Genomic DNA, 14,528 nt, shown 5'->3' with positions numbered 1-14,528 from the left:
GCAATCGCCCCCATGCAACAAGCGCAAGCGCGAACGAATATTGGAGGCCGCAACCTGATGCCATGGTTCTACGTCGACGACGGCTTCAGCGACTCCAAGCCCGTCATGAACCTGCCCGATTACCCTGTCAAAGCCCCCTTGCGGCTGGCCGCTTGTGGCCTCTGGCTTCTCGCAGGCTCGTGGTCTGCCAAAGAAGAACTCGACGGTTTCGTGCCCGCATCCAAGCTGCGGCAGCTCGGCGCCACCCCCACACTGATCCGCGCATTGACCGATCCCGGCCCTCTCGACGCACCCCTGTGGGATCTCGTTGCGGACCCGGAAACGACCCAAGATCAGACCCTGATCCGACCCAAATCGAGACCCGATCTTGACCCGAAACGGGGACCGATTCAGTTTCGAAACTGGTCGAAGTGGCAGAAGACGCGAGCCGAATTGCGGGCCAAGCGTGAGGCCGAAGCGGCGAAGAAACAGAACCAAAGAAAAAAGGGCCGCAACGCCGCTACCAGCTTAAACGCGGATTTGTCCCCTGGGGACATAGCGGGGGACAACGCAAGGGACACCTTGGGGGACTCCCCTGGGGACATGACTGTCGTGTCCCCAGGGGACACCCGCGGGACTCTCACGCGCGCGCGCGTCAGACCCGACCCGACCCGACCCCTAGTGGTTACTTCTGTGGAGGGGAGTCCGGTAGGAAGCGACCCGACCGGCCCACCACCGCCACGCCACTGCGAGAAACACCCAACCGGCACGACCCAGCCGTGCCACGGCTGCGGCGAAGCCCGCATCCAGTTCGAGGTGTGGGAACAGGCCCGCGCTGACGCCGCAGCGAAGGCCGCCCAAGCCCGCCGCGAAGCCGAAGCCGAAACCCGCCGCCAGTGCCCGATCTGCGACGACAACGGCATCGCCGAAAACAGCGACGGCGACGCATACCGCTGCGACCACCCAACAACCGGACGCCGGAGGGGTGCATGAGCTGGGAAATCATCGGCACCAGCCACCTGACGGCGCAGCCCGCCGGTCGTTGCGCGGTGTGCGGCTACCCGGTCGAGGTCGGCGCCGAAATCTGCGCCCGCTGCGGAGACATCATCGAATGACCACACAGCTGCGCACCCGGATCGCCGCCAAAGCCGACGACGCCGTCACCTGGCATCGCCTACGCGGCCACCACGTCACCCGCCGGTTCACCGCCCACATCGGCGACCACATCCGCGTCTGGGACCGCTACTGCCACACCTGCGAGATGGCATGGTGACCCGCTACGTCGCCGGCCTGGACCCCAGCCTCACCCGCACCGGCATCACCGTCCTCGCCGCCGACAACGACCACCAGGCGCGCCCGCACACGCTGCGTGACACCGGCCAATCACTGCCCGACTCGTCCGGCTGGCCCGAACGCCTCGACCGCGTCGTCACCCAGGCCCGCACCATCGCCCGCATCCTCGACCGGCTACCGCAGCGACCGGAGCTGCTGCTGGTCGAGGCGCCGATCTTCCGCGGCGAAATGCTGCCCTCCTACTTCGACCGGGCCGGCCTGTGGTGCGGCGTCATGTCCGCCATCCGCGCCCGCGGCATCCCATGGACCACCGTCGCGCCACCAACGTTGAAGAAGTGGGCCACCGGATCCGGCCGCGCCGACAAACAACTCGTCCTGGCTGAGGTCGCCACCTGGTGGCCGCACATCCCGATCCGCAACCACGACATCGCCGACAGCGCCGTGCTGGCCGCCATGGCCGCCGTACGGCTCGGCTGGCAGCTGCCCTTCCAGACCCGACGCCGCCACATCGAAGGATTGGCGTCGATCACCTGGCCGAAGGCGACCACCTGATGCCTGTCGGCCACTACGACCGCACCCGCATTCCCCGCCGCGGACGGCCCGGATTCCTGCGGAAAATCCTCGGCGACCTCGACCGCGACTGGATGAGCCGCGCCGCCTGCCGCACCATCCCCCTCGCCGAAATCGACGAGATCTTCTTCCCGATCAACGGCCGCAGCCACGAAGACAAACTGCGCTACGCCCGCAAAGTGGCGCGCGCGAAAACGATCTGCGCCAGCTGCCCCGTCATCGCACAGTGCGAGGGATACCGGCGCGCGCTCGGCGACGATAACGGGGTGTGGGGTGGCCGCGACGAACTGGACCGCAACCCCAACCGCCAACCCATCGACCTCGACGAACTCGAAGACCAACTGACCAGACGAAGCAAGGAGCACCCGCCGATGAACCATCACGGCACCGACACGGCGGCCGCCCAATGAGCGGCGGCGACGTCCTGGTGCGGGCGTGGGAGCCCAACCTGCGTGACGAAGGCGCACGCTTCACCGCGTCGATCCTGCGCCGCGACATCACCTTCCAAGCCCGCACCGGCGACAGCCTCGACGTTGAAACCATCACCATGCCCGGCCTGGTCGTGATCGCACCCTCGGCTGGGCCTGGTCGGCAGAACGCGGTCGATGTGTGCGTGCGCGCGATCCCAGACCAAATCAAATTCACCATTTTCGCCACCGTCGAGCTGGTGTGGATACCGCTCGCGGCGCATCGTGACGCGCTCGGCTACTGGCACATCGAAGCAGTCCCGTTTGTCAACTGGCTGCGGATTCTGCTGCGTAACGAACCCACCGTGAAGGGAACACCCGATGGCCGATAGCTGGCACTCACTTAATCCGGCGATCGTGACGGTTGACGCCGAGCCGCGTTACCCGCTCGGTGACGTCGGGGATCTGCTCGAATACCGCCGCGCCGGCGGCGCACTGTCACCGATCGCGCCGCGCCGATCCTTCGGCCCGCTCGGCCACTCCTACCAGGTGGTCAGCTGCCCGGTTCGCGGCTACAACCCGAACCGGCTACGGCAAGCTGATCTGCGTGCGGCCCGTCAGCACGCCATAGATTACCTGTCGCAGCCACTCGACATGCGCGACGTCGAAACCGCCATGCGCGCGATGGGCTTCTTCTTCCCGCCCACCACGCAGGTCCACCCGGTGCGGGACTGGCTGTCGAGGGTCGACTGGCCGCGATTCATCGGCACCAGCATCTTCGCCGCACTAGTCCTGCTGTGGACGGCCGTGTTCGCGTTCGCGCTCTACCAGCTCGGCGTCCTCGACGCCTGGACCCACCAATAAACCCTCCTGAACGGAAGGAGCACCGCTCCGTGCCCATCGAATCAATCCGAATCAGCGGCTACTCCGTTGCAAACAAGCCCGTCGAAATCGAGATCCGCATGGACGGCACCACCATGCACCGCTTCCTCGCCGAGCGACTCACATCCAGCGAAGACCACGAACACCTCACCCTCGAAGCGACCCGCTGGCAACCACCAACCGGCAAGCAGGCATGTCCGCTCTGCCGGCGCGTTGGCACGCACACCAGCGACTGCCTGACTCAACTTCCGAACACACTCGACACCAAAGGAGGCGACCGCTGATGAAGCTCGGTAACCGCAAACAACGCCGCCGCGCAAAAGGCACCTGGCGGCGCCCATCCCCCACCGACACACCCGCCCAACAAATGGCGGCGTTCCTGAAGGCGCCCGGCAAGTTCCACATCGTCCAGCTGCCCGACGACAAGAGCTTCGTCGTGAAAGTCACCGACGACGAGATGCCGATCTTCCTCACGATCTGCCAGCAGCTCCGCGGTGTCCTCGGCTACTGCGAAGCCATCCCCGCAACACCGGTCGAGGCGTCGGTGGCCGACGCGAACGAGATCGCGCAACACACCGCGCAGGCGTCGAAGCGCATCCGCGAAGCCCGGCACCGCGCCACCTGCAACACCGGGCCGGACGACCAATGCGACAACCCCCACGCTGAACACGTCCACGCCGCCGACATCGCACGGCAGGAGCGGGCCGCAGCGCACCAACGTAAGTCTGGCCGGCACCGCAAACCCGAACCAGACACCACCTTCGACCGCCTCATCGCTACCGGACCCATCGACAGCGACGAAGGCGCACGCCGCCTCGCCGCCCTCGAAATCGCCGCCGCACAAGACCAAGTAGCCAAAGCACAAGACCAACTCGAACAAGCCAACGCCCGGCTCCGAGACGCCATGGACCGAGGCGGCGAACTCCACAACCGCTCAGTACTCGAACACTTCGCCGAACGCGCCGGCCAAGCAATCGCAGACGGCTTCCCCAAGCCGAAGATCCAACAAGGCGTCGGGCCGGCAATCACCCGTCACGGCCGCATCGAAGCCGAATCCATCGACGCCGCCGAACCACCACCCGACAGCGAATACCGAATCGACTGCAAACACCCAGGATGCGACTGGGCCATCGTCGACTCGGACCGCATCTACGCCGCCCACATGTACGGGAACCACCTCCACGACGCGCACCCAGAAAACCGCCATGCCCACACGTAAACGACCCTCACCCGCAGCCCGCGGCTACGACCACACACACCGCATCAACGTCCAACGCCTACACCGCAACCACGTCGACGGAACTCCCTGCTGGTGGTGCGGCTTACCCATGTACCGCGACCGCACCAAGAACCCCGACTACGACCCCAACGCCACCCGCAGCGACGGAAAGCCCGACCTCACATCCGGCGTACTCGCAGGCGACCACCCAGATCCCAACGCACCCCACGCCACCCGACTACTACACGGCCTCTGCAACAAACAACGCGGCGACGGCTCACACGACGACCAACGCCCAGCACTACAACTCATCCGGCAACCATCCAACCTCGGCGACCTCGCAATGGGATGGCCCCTCGCAATGGGATGGCCCGCATGATCGTCCGCATCGAAGTCGAGCTCGACAACGGTCGACGTATCGGCGGATCCGTACCCGACGTCTTCGACAGACCAGACTTCAAAGCAGCCATCGCTTCACTCACCACACAAGCCGAGCGATACATCTTCGACGGACCACGAAGCATCGAAGGCAAGCCAAACAAGCCGAAGGACACCCAACAATGAACGCGGACGCAACCTTCGACAGCGATCCCGCTTACCGGCCGATGCGCTGCCGATGCGGAGCAGACACCGTCGCACTGCTACCCGAAGAACGCATCGCCATGCACTACGACCCGAACACACACCGCCCACTGCTGTGCATCCTGTCCGGATCACTCACCGACGAAGGATGGCGACGACTCTTCGCCGAGTGCATCCATGACAAACAACTCACCATCACAGTTAGGCACCCACAATGACCCATCGAGCCGTGAAGCAGACGACGCACATCATCGTCAACTACGTCACAGACAGCGACGCTACTTGGACGTCCTTCATCTGCGGCGACACCGAAGTCCAACTCGGACCGGACCGCCGGACAATCTTCCTTCCAACCGAAGGTGGCGACGGGCGGATCGGCGTCGACCAGCTCGGCGATCTAATCGCCTGCCTTCAGCGTCTCCGCGCGGAGCTGGAAAGCCGCTGACCAGCGATGACCCCTCCCGCCAGAATTATTACAACCCCCCGGGGTGGCCGACTCGCCCGCGGTGAGTCGGATTTTTGTTTTTCCGGACGCGCGATTTTTCGCGCTGGGTGGCCGGGCTGATGGCTGATGGGGCGGCGCGTGGCCGGGCGCAGAAGCGGACGAATACGACCGCGAATAGCGCGAAAACCACCTCTGAGCAGGGCAAACAACCCCCCTCAAAGCGGACGAAACCTGCGCAAAAGGCGGCGAAACTTGTCCGTAAAGGGCGCAAGCCGACCGCTGGTGCGAAGTTACGGCGCGAATTGTCTTGGCCGCAGGCCGACGCTGCGGCGAAAGCGCTGATAACGCAGGCAGCACGCGTAGCGGATCGGCTGGAAGTGCTCGGCAGGCTGCTCGAAGGGGACCATCACGCGTGGATGGCCGTCAAGGTCGACGGCCAGGTCGTCGAAGTCCGGGTGGACGGCGCGCTCGTCGAGGAACGCCAGCTCTCGGAAGTGCTTCGCAAGCTGATCGGCGATATTCAGAAGATGCGCGCGGCAGGCGAAGCCGGCCCGGGCGGGAATGACGGTTCCAAGCAGGACGATCCCCTGGTTCGGGTCGTCTCCGACCACTACGGAAGGAAGCGGACATGAGCGGCGCTACCGGCGACAGCGGCTTGCGGCCAAGCCGCAGGTATTTGCTGCTTCAGCAGGCGTCGACGCTGCTGTACAACTGCATCGATTGCGGAGCGGTGGTTCACGATACGGCGCGGCACGACGAGTTCCATAGTGCCCACGCTCCGATGTCCGAGGGCTGCACCTGCTGTGACGGTGGTCCGCAGTGGGGTCACGCCTGGGACTGCCCAACAGAAGGCCGGACGTTTGACCGAAGTCGAGATCTACGCCGGTCCGGATCGTGATCGGTTCGGGGAGACGCCGTTCGGGATGTGTCGTTCGGCGCCGCGGATCGTGTTCGGCGAGATTGGTGGATCCGTCGTCTGTTCCACCGGTCACGATCGCGTCGGTTCCTGTGTCGTGACACCGGACGGCTTCCTTCGCGTCGAGTGTTCAAACGGTCTGTGGATCTATGAGCTGTTCCCGGCACGATTCTCAGACGGCAACGGTCCGCCGGTTTATCTGGCGGTCTGGCGCGACTAATGACGACGGTCGCGGAAGCGAGGCTCGATGCGGAGCGCGGCCGCGTCGAGCTGCCGGAGGACTTTCTGCCGAAGCCGTGGCCGAAGTTCATCGGGCGTTGGCCGCGGCTGACCGGCCGCCAGGAGCCGGAGTTCGCGTCCTGGTTTCCGGGCGATGAGACAGACGGCGACGTCGCGGCGAACCTCGGCTTCGAGGTAGGCCACCGCTGCATGCCGTGGCAGTGGTGGACGCTGCGCAAGACGTGTTCGCGTCTGCCGGCCGACGGGGACGGAATCGCGCTGTGGACGCATCCCGACGTTTGCCTGGCCATCCCGCGGCAGAACGGCAAGACGGAGATCGCGATCCTGCGGATCCTGCTTGCGCTGTTCGTGCTGGGTGAGAACGTCATCTACTCGGCGCAGCGCTGGGCGACCGCGGAGGACGTCTTCGACCGGCTGGTCGAGATCATCACGTCGCATCCGTGGCTGGCGGCGCGGCTCGCGCCGGAAACTGGACTGCCGAACGGTTACTCGAAGGCCGGCAACCGCGGCGTTATCAAAACGAAGTTCGGAGAGATCCGGATCGGTTTGCGCTCTGGCGATCTCGGCCGCGGTCTGACGAAAGTCGATCTCGTCATCTTCGACGAGTCCTACAAGCTCACCGAGGAACAGCGCGTGGCGCTCACCGGCGCGCAGATCGCTTCGGATAACCCTCAAACGATCTACCTGTCGACGCCGCCGATCATCGGCGAGCATCCGTTCTGTCACGTCTTCGCGGGCTTCCGCCGGCTCGGCCGCCGGCGCGCGCCGGATCTGTTCTTCGCGGAATGGATGGCTCCGAAACCCGAGCCGACCGGCAACGCCGAAGAAGACGCACGCCGGCTCGCCGCGGCGCGCGACGATCCGGATGCGCCGCGTCTGGCGAACCCGTCTCACGGCGTCATTCACCGGGAACGGGATATGCAGCGCGAGCGGCGCGCTGCGACGACACCGCAAGCCCTGGCACTGTTCGACGCAGACTTCCTTGGCTGGGGTGACTATCCACCCGATGAGCTGGACCGCGAGCCGGTTATTCCGCTGGAAGTGTGGCAGACGATGGAAGACAAGACCCCGGATCTCGTCGGCGATCGCGTGATCGCGGTCCATCGGTCACTGGACCGGCGGCTGTGGGCGGTGGCGGCCGGTTCGCGCACATCCAACGGCCGCGTCCATCTCGAGGTCGGCTATCTGCGCAAAGCGAAGTTACCGGCGGTCGCACTGTACTTGGCGATCCTGATCGAGCTGTGGGATCCGGCGGCGATCATCGTTGACGGCCGAGGACCGGCGAATGTGCTGGTCGCCCGGATGCGTGACCTGGGCTTCGACGTGTATGAAGCGTCGACACCGCAGATGGCGAAGGCGTGCGGCGGCTTCGTGGACGCCGCCCTGGCCGGGGAGCTGTCGCACGTGGGTCAGCCGATCCTCGAGGAAGCGCTGAAAGTGGTTCAGAAGCGCGAGCTTCCGATGGGTGATTTCGTGTGGAATGACGCCGAGGCTGGTGTGCCGCAGTGGACTGCGGCGACGCTGGCGCACTGGGGTGTGCTGATGTTCGCCGAGGAACTGGGCGAGTCAGCGTCGCCGGCGGTCTCCCAGGACGTGGTGAATTTGGACGAGGTCGACATCCTCGAGGCCGCGTTCTGACGAGGGCCGTGCTCGTCAGCCGAGTAGGGCTGATCTTGGGACACTCCGGGTATGGCGCGACCTCCCGCTTTGGCGACTGAAGTCGGCTACGTCAACCCGTCCGCGGCCGATCCGTCCAACCCTGCCGCGTGGCTGCCGGGCTCTGTGCCGGATATGTGGTGGTGGGAGCTGACCGAGCAGGTTCCCGATCTGCGGTGGCCGCTGTCGCTGGTGGTGTACTCGCGGATGCCGCGCGAGGACGCGCGGGTGTGGTCGCTGCTGTCGGCGATACAGCTGCCCATCCGGCGCACGCAGTGGCGGATCGACCCGAACAGCGCTGAGGACCGCATCGTGGCGCATATCGCCGCAGACTTCGGGTTGCCGATCGTCGGGGACAACGGCGGCGACAAACCGAAGCCTCGGCAGCGGGACCGGTTCAGTTGGAAAGCGCATCTGCGTGACGCGTTGTCGTGCCTGCGCTTCGGGCACTCTGTGTTCGAGCAGGTGTACCGCTACGACGACACATCGGGCCCGTTCGGAGGGAAGTTCCGGCTGCGTAAGCTCGCGCCGCGGCCGCAGTTCACGATCCGCGCCTTCAACGTGGCACGAGACGGCGGCCTAGTGTCGGTCACCCAGGACAACATCGGATCGAACCTTCAGCCGGTCACGATCGACATCTCGCGGCTGGTGGTGTACCGCAACGAGCCGGAGCCGGGGGTGTGGATCGGGACGTCGCTGCTGCGGCCGAGCTACAAGCATTGGCTGTTGAAGGATGAGCTGATGCGCATCGAGGCGGCGGCGGCGCGCCGTAACGGTATCGGTGTGCCGGTCGCGTACACCAACGAAGACGACAAACGATCGTCGGCGAAACTCACCGAGTACGAGAAGATCGCGTCGCGGTTCCGCGGCGGCATGTCCGCGGGGGCGGCGTTCCCGGCCGGCGCGAAGCTGGAGATCCTCGGTGTGCAGGGCAACCTGCCGAATCTGCGGCAAGCGATCGAGTACCACGACAAGCAGATCGCGCTCGCTGGTTTGGCGCATTTCCTCAACCTGGACCGCGGCGGCAGCTACGCGCTCGCCAGCGTGCAGGCCGACACGTTCGTCCAGTCCGTGCAGGCGTTGGCCGAGGACGTCGCCGACATCACGAACCAGCACGTCATCGAAGACTTGATCGACGTCAACTACGGCGTCGACGCGGGCGCGCCGCTGCTGGTGTGCGAAGAGATCGGCTCGCGGCAGGATGCCACCGCGGCGGCGCTGAACCTGCTGGTTCAGGCCGGCCTGCTCACGCCGGATGAGTCGCTGCGCGCGTTCATCCGCCAGCAGCTCGGCGCCCCCGCCGAAGACCCCGCCACCGCCGAGCCCGGCCCGGCCGAAGAAGACCCTCCAGGCCAGCAGCCCGAGCAGCCGGTGGCCGCTCGCCAGCAGACAAAGCCGCATCTCGGGAAGATGACGCTGACCGCCGACCAGGGAGTCCTGTTCTGATGACGTTCCAGCTCGACGAAGCGGGCCGCAAAGCCGCGCGCGCTGCCCTGGGCATTGCGCCGGACGCCGACCCGATCCAGTGGTTCAAGATCCAGAACAAGGCCGACTCCGGGTCGAAGAAGACAGCGGAAATCCTGATCTACGACATCATCGACCCGTGGGGCGTGAACGCAGGCGACTTCGCTAACGAGCTCAACGCGCTCGACGCCGACGAAATCACCGTCGGGATCAACAGCCCGGGCGGCATCGTGTTCGACGGCATCGCGATCATGAACGCCCTCAAACGCCACCCCGCGAAGATCGTCGCCCGCATCGACGGTGTTGCAGCGTCGGCGGCGTCGTTCATTGCGATGGCCGGCGACGAAATCCGGACGTCGAAGTACGCCGAGATGATGATCCACGAAGCCCGCGCCGTCGTGATGGGCACCGCCTCCGACCTGGAAGAGGTTCGCGATCTACTCATCCGGCACAACCAGACAATCGCCTCGGTCTACCAGGACCGCGCCGGCGGCGAACTGAAGGACTGGCTCAAGCTGATGCGCAACGAGACGTGGTTCACCGCCGAAGAGATGGTCGCCGCCGGTCTCGCCGACACCATCATCGAGGACCCCGAGGACAGCTCGTCAGCAGACGAGGCGGAATCGCTAAAGAATCGTTTCGACCTGTCCGTCTTCAACTACGCCGGACGGCGCGCCGCGCCACCACCGGCGATCCGGAACCAAGTCCGGAACGGTGATCGACCGAAGGGAGCCAGGATGGCAACCACCAAGGAGCATCTCGCCGAGAAGTTCGGACTTGATGCCGAGCTCGACGACGACGCGTTCAACGAGGCGCTCGACGCCAAGCTGGCCGCGGCTCCCGATCAGCCCGCGCCGTCGCAGCCCGCACCCGCCGAGCCGACGACCGAGCAGATCGCCGCCCGCGCCAAGCAGCTCGGCTTCGCCCTGGTCGACTCCGCCACCCTCGAGGCGCTCAAAGCGCAGGCGAAGGAAGGCTCCGAGGCCTACGCCCGGATCCAGGCCGAGGCGGACGCCACGAAGGTCGATGAGGCGATCCGCGCCGGCAAGATCCGGCCCGCCGATCGCGACAAGTGGACGAAGAACCTGTCACTGGACCGCGACACGTTCGCCGCGGCGCTCGACAGCCTCGAAGCCGTCTTCCCGGTGACCGAGATCGGACACGCCAACAACCCCGATCCGGCCGCGTCGATGCAGGCTCCGGACGACCTGTCGTGGTTTGACACCGCCCAGCTGGAGCCGTCCGCCGCGAGCGAAGGGAACTGACCGACATGGCCAACGAACTGATCGGCATCTACGAGCCGGGTCGCGACATCACCGGCCGCGCCACCGCCGCGGTCACCGGCAAGCGGTTCCTGAAGATCTCCGGGAACCGCAGCGGCGGCAACATCGCCGTCGCACCGGCCGATCCCGGCGGCCGGGTCGTCGGGGTCGCCAAGTACGACCAGCCCACGGTCGGTGACATCGTCGGTGTGGCGCGCGGTAACTCGCGGGTCGTGCAGGTCACCGCGGACGGGCCGATCGCCGCGTTCGCCGAGGTCGAAGTCGGCGCCGCCGGCAAAGCCAAGACCAAAGCAAGTGGTGTCGCCGTCGGCTACGCACTGACAGCGGCCATCGACGGATCCGACGCCGAAATCTCGCTGTACTGAGAGAAGGGGAAACGAACACGATGGCTATCTCACCTGTCGCTTACCCGCTCGGTCCGCCGGTCGTCGCGAACAACAGCGTCACCGTTGATCTGGCGCTCAAGCAGCCGGGCCGCATCAACAAACGGCTCGCCGATCTGACGAAGCAGAAGTTCATCGCCCCCGAGATCTTCGGCAGCGCGAACACGACCACGCAGACCGGCGCGGTCATCTACGACGTCATCACCATCAACGAGCTGTACACGAAGAACGACGTCGAGCAGCGCGGCCCCACCGACGAGTACCCGATCGTTCAGGGTGAGCGTCAACAGCCGAAGGTCGCCAAGTCCGAGGACTGGGGTGGCAAGTTCTGGATGAGCGACGAAGCGGTGCGCCGCAACGACGTCGGGGAGATGGACCGGCTGACCACGCAGCTGGCGAACACCATCGTCCGCAAGGTCAACCAGCGCACCGTCGCCGTCCTCGAGGACGTGATCAGTTCGCTCGGCGGCGCCGGGGTGATTCCGGGCTCCGACTGGGGCAACGTCACCCTGACCGGCAGCGATCCGACACCCAACACTGAGCGGCCGTTCGCCGACATCATCCGCGCGCAGCTGGCAGCCGACGTCGAGGAGCTCGGCTACGTCTACAACGTCTGGATCATGAACCCGCAGCAGTACGCCGATCTGCGGATCGCCTACGGCCCCGACGTTCAGTCGATCCTCGACGACGCCGGAGTGTCGACGTTCGTGTCGAACCGCGTCACCCCCGGCACCGCCTACGCGGCTGTGCGCGGCGGCGTCGGTTTCCTCGGCTACGAGCAGATGCTGTCCACGGAGACGTGGCGCGAACCCGCCGTCAAGAAGAACTGGGTGCAGTCGTCGGTGCTGCCGATCATGGGGGTCACCGACCCGTACGCCGTCAAGAAGGTCACCAATCTCGCGGGCTGACCCCGCACGACAGGACGGGAGTAGCTGCGATGGCGAAGCGCGTCGTGAAGGCAGCGCTGTGGGAGTACATCGACGGCAACGGTCGTCGTCGGCGTGCGTTCTTCGGCGATGAGGTCGATTTGCCTAAGCGTGAGATCGAACGCGGTGACCAGCTGGGCGTGTTCGACCCGGCCCCGGTTCCGCCGGCCCGCACGGCGGTCGTGGAACGAGCGTTGGCCGACACGCGTGCCCGCACCCCCGAACCGGTCATGGCCGGGGCGGAGTCGCTTCCCGTCCCACCGCATGATGTGACCCGGGAGCTCGAGTTGCCGGAGCCGCCGGAGTCGGTGGCGGTGTTGGAGCCGATCAACCAGGCGGCGGTCGGCGGGGCGCAACCGCAGATCCTGCGCCCGGAGACGGTCGTCGAGCAGCGCACCGCCGATGCGGAGTTGCCGGCGAAGTCGGCGACCCGTCAGGTGTGGGAGGAGTGGGTTGTCGCGCACACCGATCTGTCCCGCGAACAGGCCGCGAAGCTGAACAAGGAAGAGCTTCAGGCGCACGCCAAGAAGGGCTGACCCTCTTGGCCGGCGTGGTGACGCCGATCCTGTCGAAGCCGGACTTCGTTGCCCGGTTCAGGCCGCTGGTCGGCGCGGAAAACACCCTCACCGACGATCTGCTGTTGGCGGCGTCGAACCGTATCCGCCGCAGATTCGCCGACGCTGGGGTGGAGCTCGACGAGACGGACGTCGACGTCAGGCTGGTGGTGTTCGAGGTGGTGTCGGCGGTCCTGCGCCGCGGTGATTTCGCCGGCTATGCGTCGGTGACGATCACCACCGACGACGCGATGGAGCAGCGCGTGTTCGCCAACCCGGACGCCGCGGTGGACATCACCGATGCGCAATGGTTGCGGCTGGGCCTGGACCCGGCCAGTGTGTCCGCGTCGCCGCGGGGTTGTTTCCCGGAGAACGACTACTGATGGCCGCGCTGCGGCTCGGCCCCGACACCGTGGGGCTGGTGTTCCGCGACCCGGTCCTCGACAACCACGGCGAGCAGGTGTTCGACGCCGACGGCCGACCCGTTTACACGGATCGGGTTGTGGAGAAGACCGGCGCGAAGTTCACCATCACCGGTGTCTCGGAGACGGCGGCGGTCCCGCCGGTGGCGATCTACGCCGCGAAGTGCGCCCTGCCGGTGGATGCGGATTCGCTCGCTTTGACGAAGAAAGACGCGATCGAGCACGACGGCAAACGCTACGAGCTGTCCGGTGACGCCCGGGTGAAGAAGACGCTGATCGACGGCGCCGATCATCATGTGCGGGTGATCTGTTCACGTGAGGAACCGGCGGGCACCGGTGAGCGTGTGCTGATCACGCCACGCGGCGGCCAGGACGACGACGGCCGCCGGCTTGCGGATGGGGTGCCGTTCGCGGTGCTGGCGTTGGCGGTGGACGCCGGTAACACCGCGCAACGCTACGGGGCGGCGGGCACGATCGACGAAGCAGATTTCACGGTGGTGTTGCCGCTCGGTGTGGGTGTGCGTGACGGCGACTGGATCCGCGTGCGGGGCCGCGATTGCATTGCGCGGGTGCAGCGCGAGTTCTCCCAGCACGCCGACCGCAACCAGGACGTCGTGTTGGCGCGCGCCATCACAGGGGGTGGGTGATGGCCGCCAAGCAGGGTTTCCGGGGCAACAGGAAAGCACTCGGTGAGGTTCTGAAATCCGATCCGGGTGTGGTGGCGGCGGTCGACGAGCTGGCTGAGGAACTCGCCGAGCGCGCCGGCGGGCAGGTGGAGAAGTACACGACGGACCGCCACGTCGCCGCGGTGGTCGTCGACGCCGAGAAGCAGGCCGTCGACGGGGCAGCGACGAAGGCGGCCGGCTCGCTCGGATTGAGGCTGTCATGACCCGGGTGCAGGGCGAGCCGGTCGACGCGGTGAAAGCGGCGCTGGCGGTGCTGCTGGCGGACGAGACACCCGTTCCGCGGATCGCGAAACACAAGTGGCCCAAGGACTGGTCGCTGGCCGAGCGGCGGCCGCTGGTCCTCGTCGCTGATGACGGCGGCCCGGTGGACTGGCCGGTGAAATCGGATCACACGATCCGGGTCACTGTCGGCTCCGACGACATCCCGACGTCGCGGCGGATCGCCGCGCGCTGCCTCGGCCACCTGCACGACCACGTCCCGGCCGGTTTGGCCCACATCCGCGCCAGCGGGACCGCACTCACCGAAGCGCAGCACACCCAGACCGGCGCGGACCTCGCATCGGGCACGGTCACGGTGGTGATCCGCACCGCCGACGACGGCAGATAGCTCGCCAGCAGAGT

General features: G+C 66.3%; 24 protein-coding genes. All 24 read left to right on the top strand.

Going from position 1 to position 14,528, the window contains the following annotated elements:
* The first annotated feature begins 12 nt into the window (after nucleotides 1-12).
* The 24 genes from AC5Y4C_RS08150 to AC5Y4C_RS08035 all read left to right on the top strand — a co-directional run bounded on the left by AC5Y4C_RS08150 (nucleotide 13) and on the right by AC5Y4C_RS08035 (nucleotide 14,514).
* A complete protein-coding gene (locus AC5Y4C_RS08150) occupies nucleotides 13-972 on the top strand; it encodes a hypothetical protein (protein ID WP_500008260.1) in 960 nt (319 codons plus the stop codon).
* Complete coding sequence (locus tag AC5Y4C_RS08145) at nucleotides 969-1,094, top strand: hypothetical protein (RefSeq protein ID WP_500008259.1); 126 nt, start codon at nucleotides 969-971, stop codon at nucleotides 1,092-1,094. The genes AC5Y4C_RS08150 and AC5Y4C_RS08145 overlap by 4 nt, the downstream gene beginning before the upstream one ends.
* A complete protein-coding gene (locus AC5Y4C_RS08140; protein ID WP_500008257.1) occupies nucleotides 1,091-1,252 on the top strand; it encodes a hypothetical protein in 162 nt (53 codons plus the stop codon). The genes AC5Y4C_RS08145 and AC5Y4C_RS08140 overlap by 4 nt, the downstream gene beginning before the upstream one ends.
* Nucleotides 1,249-1,824: a crossover junction endodeoxyribonuclease RuvC gene (locus AC5Y4C_RS08135; protein ID WP_500008255.1), complete on the top strand. Its 576-nt coding sequence runs from the start codon at nucleotides 1,249-1,251 to the stop codon at nucleotides 1,822-1,824. Before AC5Y4C_RS08140 ends, AC5Y4C_RS08135 begins: the two co-directional genes overlap by 4 nt.
* Nucleotides 1,824-2,252 carry a WhiB family transcriptional regulator gene (locus AC5Y4C_RS08130; RefSeq protein ID WP_500008253.1) on the top strand — a complete coding sequence of 143 codons (429 nt, stop codon included), beginning with the start codon at nucleotides 1,824-1,826 and terminating at the stop codon, nucleotides 2,250-2,252. The genes AC5Y4C_RS08135 and AC5Y4C_RS08130 overlap by 1 nt, the downstream gene beginning before the upstream one ends.
* Nucleotides 2,249-2,641 carry a hypothetical protein gene (locus tag AC5Y4C_RS08125; RefSeq protein WP_500008252.1) on the top strand — a complete coding sequence of 131 codons (393 nt, stop codon included), beginning with the start codon at nucleotides 2,249-2,251 and terminating at the stop codon, nucleotides 2,639-2,641. The genes AC5Y4C_RS08130 and AC5Y4C_RS08125 overlap by 4 nt, the downstream gene beginning before the upstream one ends.
* Nucleotides 2,631-3,113 (top strand): hypothetical protein, encoded by a 483-nt coding sequence (locus AC5Y4C_RS08120; protein ID WP_500008250.1) that lies wholly within the window; start codon nucleotides 2,631-2,633, stop codon nucleotides 3,111-3,113. Before AC5Y4C_RS08125 ends, AC5Y4C_RS08120 begins: the two co-directional genes overlap by 11 nt.
* Nucleotides 3,114-3,142: 29 nt before the next feature.
* Complete coding sequence (locus AC5Y4C_RS08115) at nucleotides 3,143-3,415, top strand: hypothetical protein (protein ID WP_500008248.1); 273 nt, start codon at nucleotides 3,143-3,145, stop codon at nucleotides 3,413-3,415.
* Nucleotides 3,415-4,350 (top strand): hypothetical protein, encoded by a 936-nt coding sequence (locus AC5Y4C_RS08110; RefSeq protein ID WP_500008246.1) that lies wholly within the window; start codon nucleotides 3,415-3,417, stop codon nucleotides 4,348-4,350. The genes AC5Y4C_RS08115 and AC5Y4C_RS08110 overlap by 1 nt, the downstream gene beginning before the upstream one ends.
* Nucleotides 4,337-4,729, top strand: a complete 393-nt coding sequence (locus AC5Y4C_RS08105; RefSeq protein WP_500008244.1) for a hypothetical protein — start codon at nucleotides 4,337-4,339, stop codon at nucleotides 4,727-4,729. Before AC5Y4C_RS08110 ends, AC5Y4C_RS08105 begins: the two co-directional genes overlap by 14 nt.
* Entirely contained in the window at nucleotides 4,726-4,914 is a 189-nt protein-coding gene (locus AC5Y4C_RS08100; protein ID WP_500008242.1) for a hypothetical protein, read from the top strand. Before AC5Y4C_RS08105 ends, AC5Y4C_RS08100 begins: the two co-directional genes overlap by 4 nt.
* 232 nt (nucleotides 4,915-5,146) lie before the next feature.
* The gene (locus AC5Y4C_RS08095) at nucleotides 5,147-5,377 is read left to right on the top strand and encodes a hypothetical protein (protein ID WP_500008240.1); all 231 of its coding nucleotides are present in this window, start codon (nucleotides 5,147-5,149) and stop codon (nucleotides 5,375-5,377) included.
* A gap of 74 nt (nucleotides 5,378-5,451) precedes the next feature.
* Nucleotides 5,452-6,009, top strand: a complete 558-nt coding sequence (locus AC5Y4C_RS08090; protein WP_500008238.1) for a hypothetical protein — start codon at nucleotides 5,452-5,454, stop codon at nucleotides 6,007-6,009.
* A 228-nt stretch (nucleotides 6,010-6,237) separates the two neighbouring features.
* Nucleotides 6,238-6,513, top strand: coding sequence for a hypothetical protein (locus tag AC5Y4C_RS08085; RefSeq protein ID WP_500008236.1), 276 nt, complete (start codon nucleotides 6,238-6,240; stop codon nucleotides 6,511-6,513).
* Entirely contained in the window at nucleotides 6,513-8,171 is a 1,659-nt protein-coding gene (locus tag AC5Y4C_RS08080; RefSeq protein ID WP_500008234.1) for a terminase large subunit domain-containing protein, read from the top strand. The genes AC5Y4C_RS08085 and AC5Y4C_RS08080 overlap by 1 nt, the downstream gene beginning before the upstream one ends.
* Nucleotides 8,172-8,222: 51 nt before the next feature.
* Nucleotides 8,223-9,635 (top strand): phage portal protein family protein, encoded by a 1,413-nt coding sequence (locus AC5Y4C_RS08075; protein ID WP_500008232.1) that lies wholly within the window; start codon nucleotides 8,223-8,225, stop codon nucleotides 9,633-9,635.
* Nucleotides 9,635-10,918, top strand: coding sequence for a head maturation protease, ClpP-related (locus tag AC5Y4C_RS08070; RefSeq protein WP_500008230.1), 1,284 nt, complete (start codon nucleotides 9,635-9,637; stop codon nucleotides 10,916-10,918). The genes AC5Y4C_RS08075 and AC5Y4C_RS08070 overlap by 1 nt, the downstream gene beginning before the upstream one ends.
* A gap of 5 nt (nucleotides 10,919-10,923) precedes the next feature.
* Nucleotides 10,924-11,301: a DUF2190 domain-containing protein gene (locus AC5Y4C_RS08065; RefSeq protein ID WP_500008228.1), complete on the top strand. Its 378-nt coding sequence runs from the start codon at nucleotides 10,924-10,926 to the stop codon at nucleotides 11,299-11,301.
* Between the two features lie 20 nt (nucleotides 11,302-11,321).
* A complete protein-coding gene (locus tag AC5Y4C_RS08060) occupies nucleotides 11,322-12,227 on the top strand; it encodes a major capsid protein (protein WP_500008226.1) in 906 nt (301 codons plus the stop codon).
* 29 nt (nucleotides 12,228-12,256) lie between these two features.
* The gene (locus AC5Y4C_RS08055; protein ID WP_500008224.1) at nucleotides 12,257-12,781 is read left to right on the top strand and encodes a hypothetical protein; all 525 of its coding nucleotides are present in this window, start codon (nucleotides 12,257-12,259) and stop codon (nucleotides 12,779-12,781) included.
* A gap of 5 nt (nucleotides 12,782-12,786) precedes the next feature.
* Nucleotides 12,787-13,182, top strand: a complete 396-nt coding sequence (locus tag AC5Y4C_RS08050) for a hypothetical protein (protein ID WP_500008222.1) — start codon at nucleotides 12,787-12,789, stop codon at nucleotides 13,180-13,182.
* A complete protein-coding gene (locus AC5Y4C_RS08045) occupies nucleotides 13,182-13,868 on the top strand; it encodes a hypothetical protein (protein ID WP_500008220.1) in 687 nt (228 codons plus the stop codon). The genes AC5Y4C_RS08050 and AC5Y4C_RS08045 overlap by 1 nt, the downstream gene beginning before the upstream one ends.
* Nucleotides 13,868-14,110, top strand: a complete 243-nt coding sequence (locus AC5Y4C_RS08040; protein WP_500008217.1) for a hypothetical protein — start codon at nucleotides 13,868-13,870, stop codon at nucleotides 14,108-14,110. The genes AC5Y4C_RS08045 and AC5Y4C_RS08040 overlap by 1 nt, the downstream gene beginning before the upstream one ends.
* A complete protein-coding gene (locus AC5Y4C_RS08035) occupies nucleotides 14,107-14,514 on the top strand; it encodes a hypothetical protein (RefSeq protein ID WP_500008215.1) in 408 nt (135 codons plus the stop codon). The genes AC5Y4C_RS08040 and AC5Y4C_RS08035 overlap by 4 nt, the downstream gene beginning before the upstream one ends.
* The last annotated feature ends 14 nt before the right edge of the window (nucleotides 14,515-14,528 follow it).

The sequence above is a fragment of the Mycobacterium sp. NGS35 genome (assembly GCF_059812855.1).
Note: the sequence above shows the minus strand (reverse complement) of the source record. Positions and strands in the feature narration are given on the sequence as shown.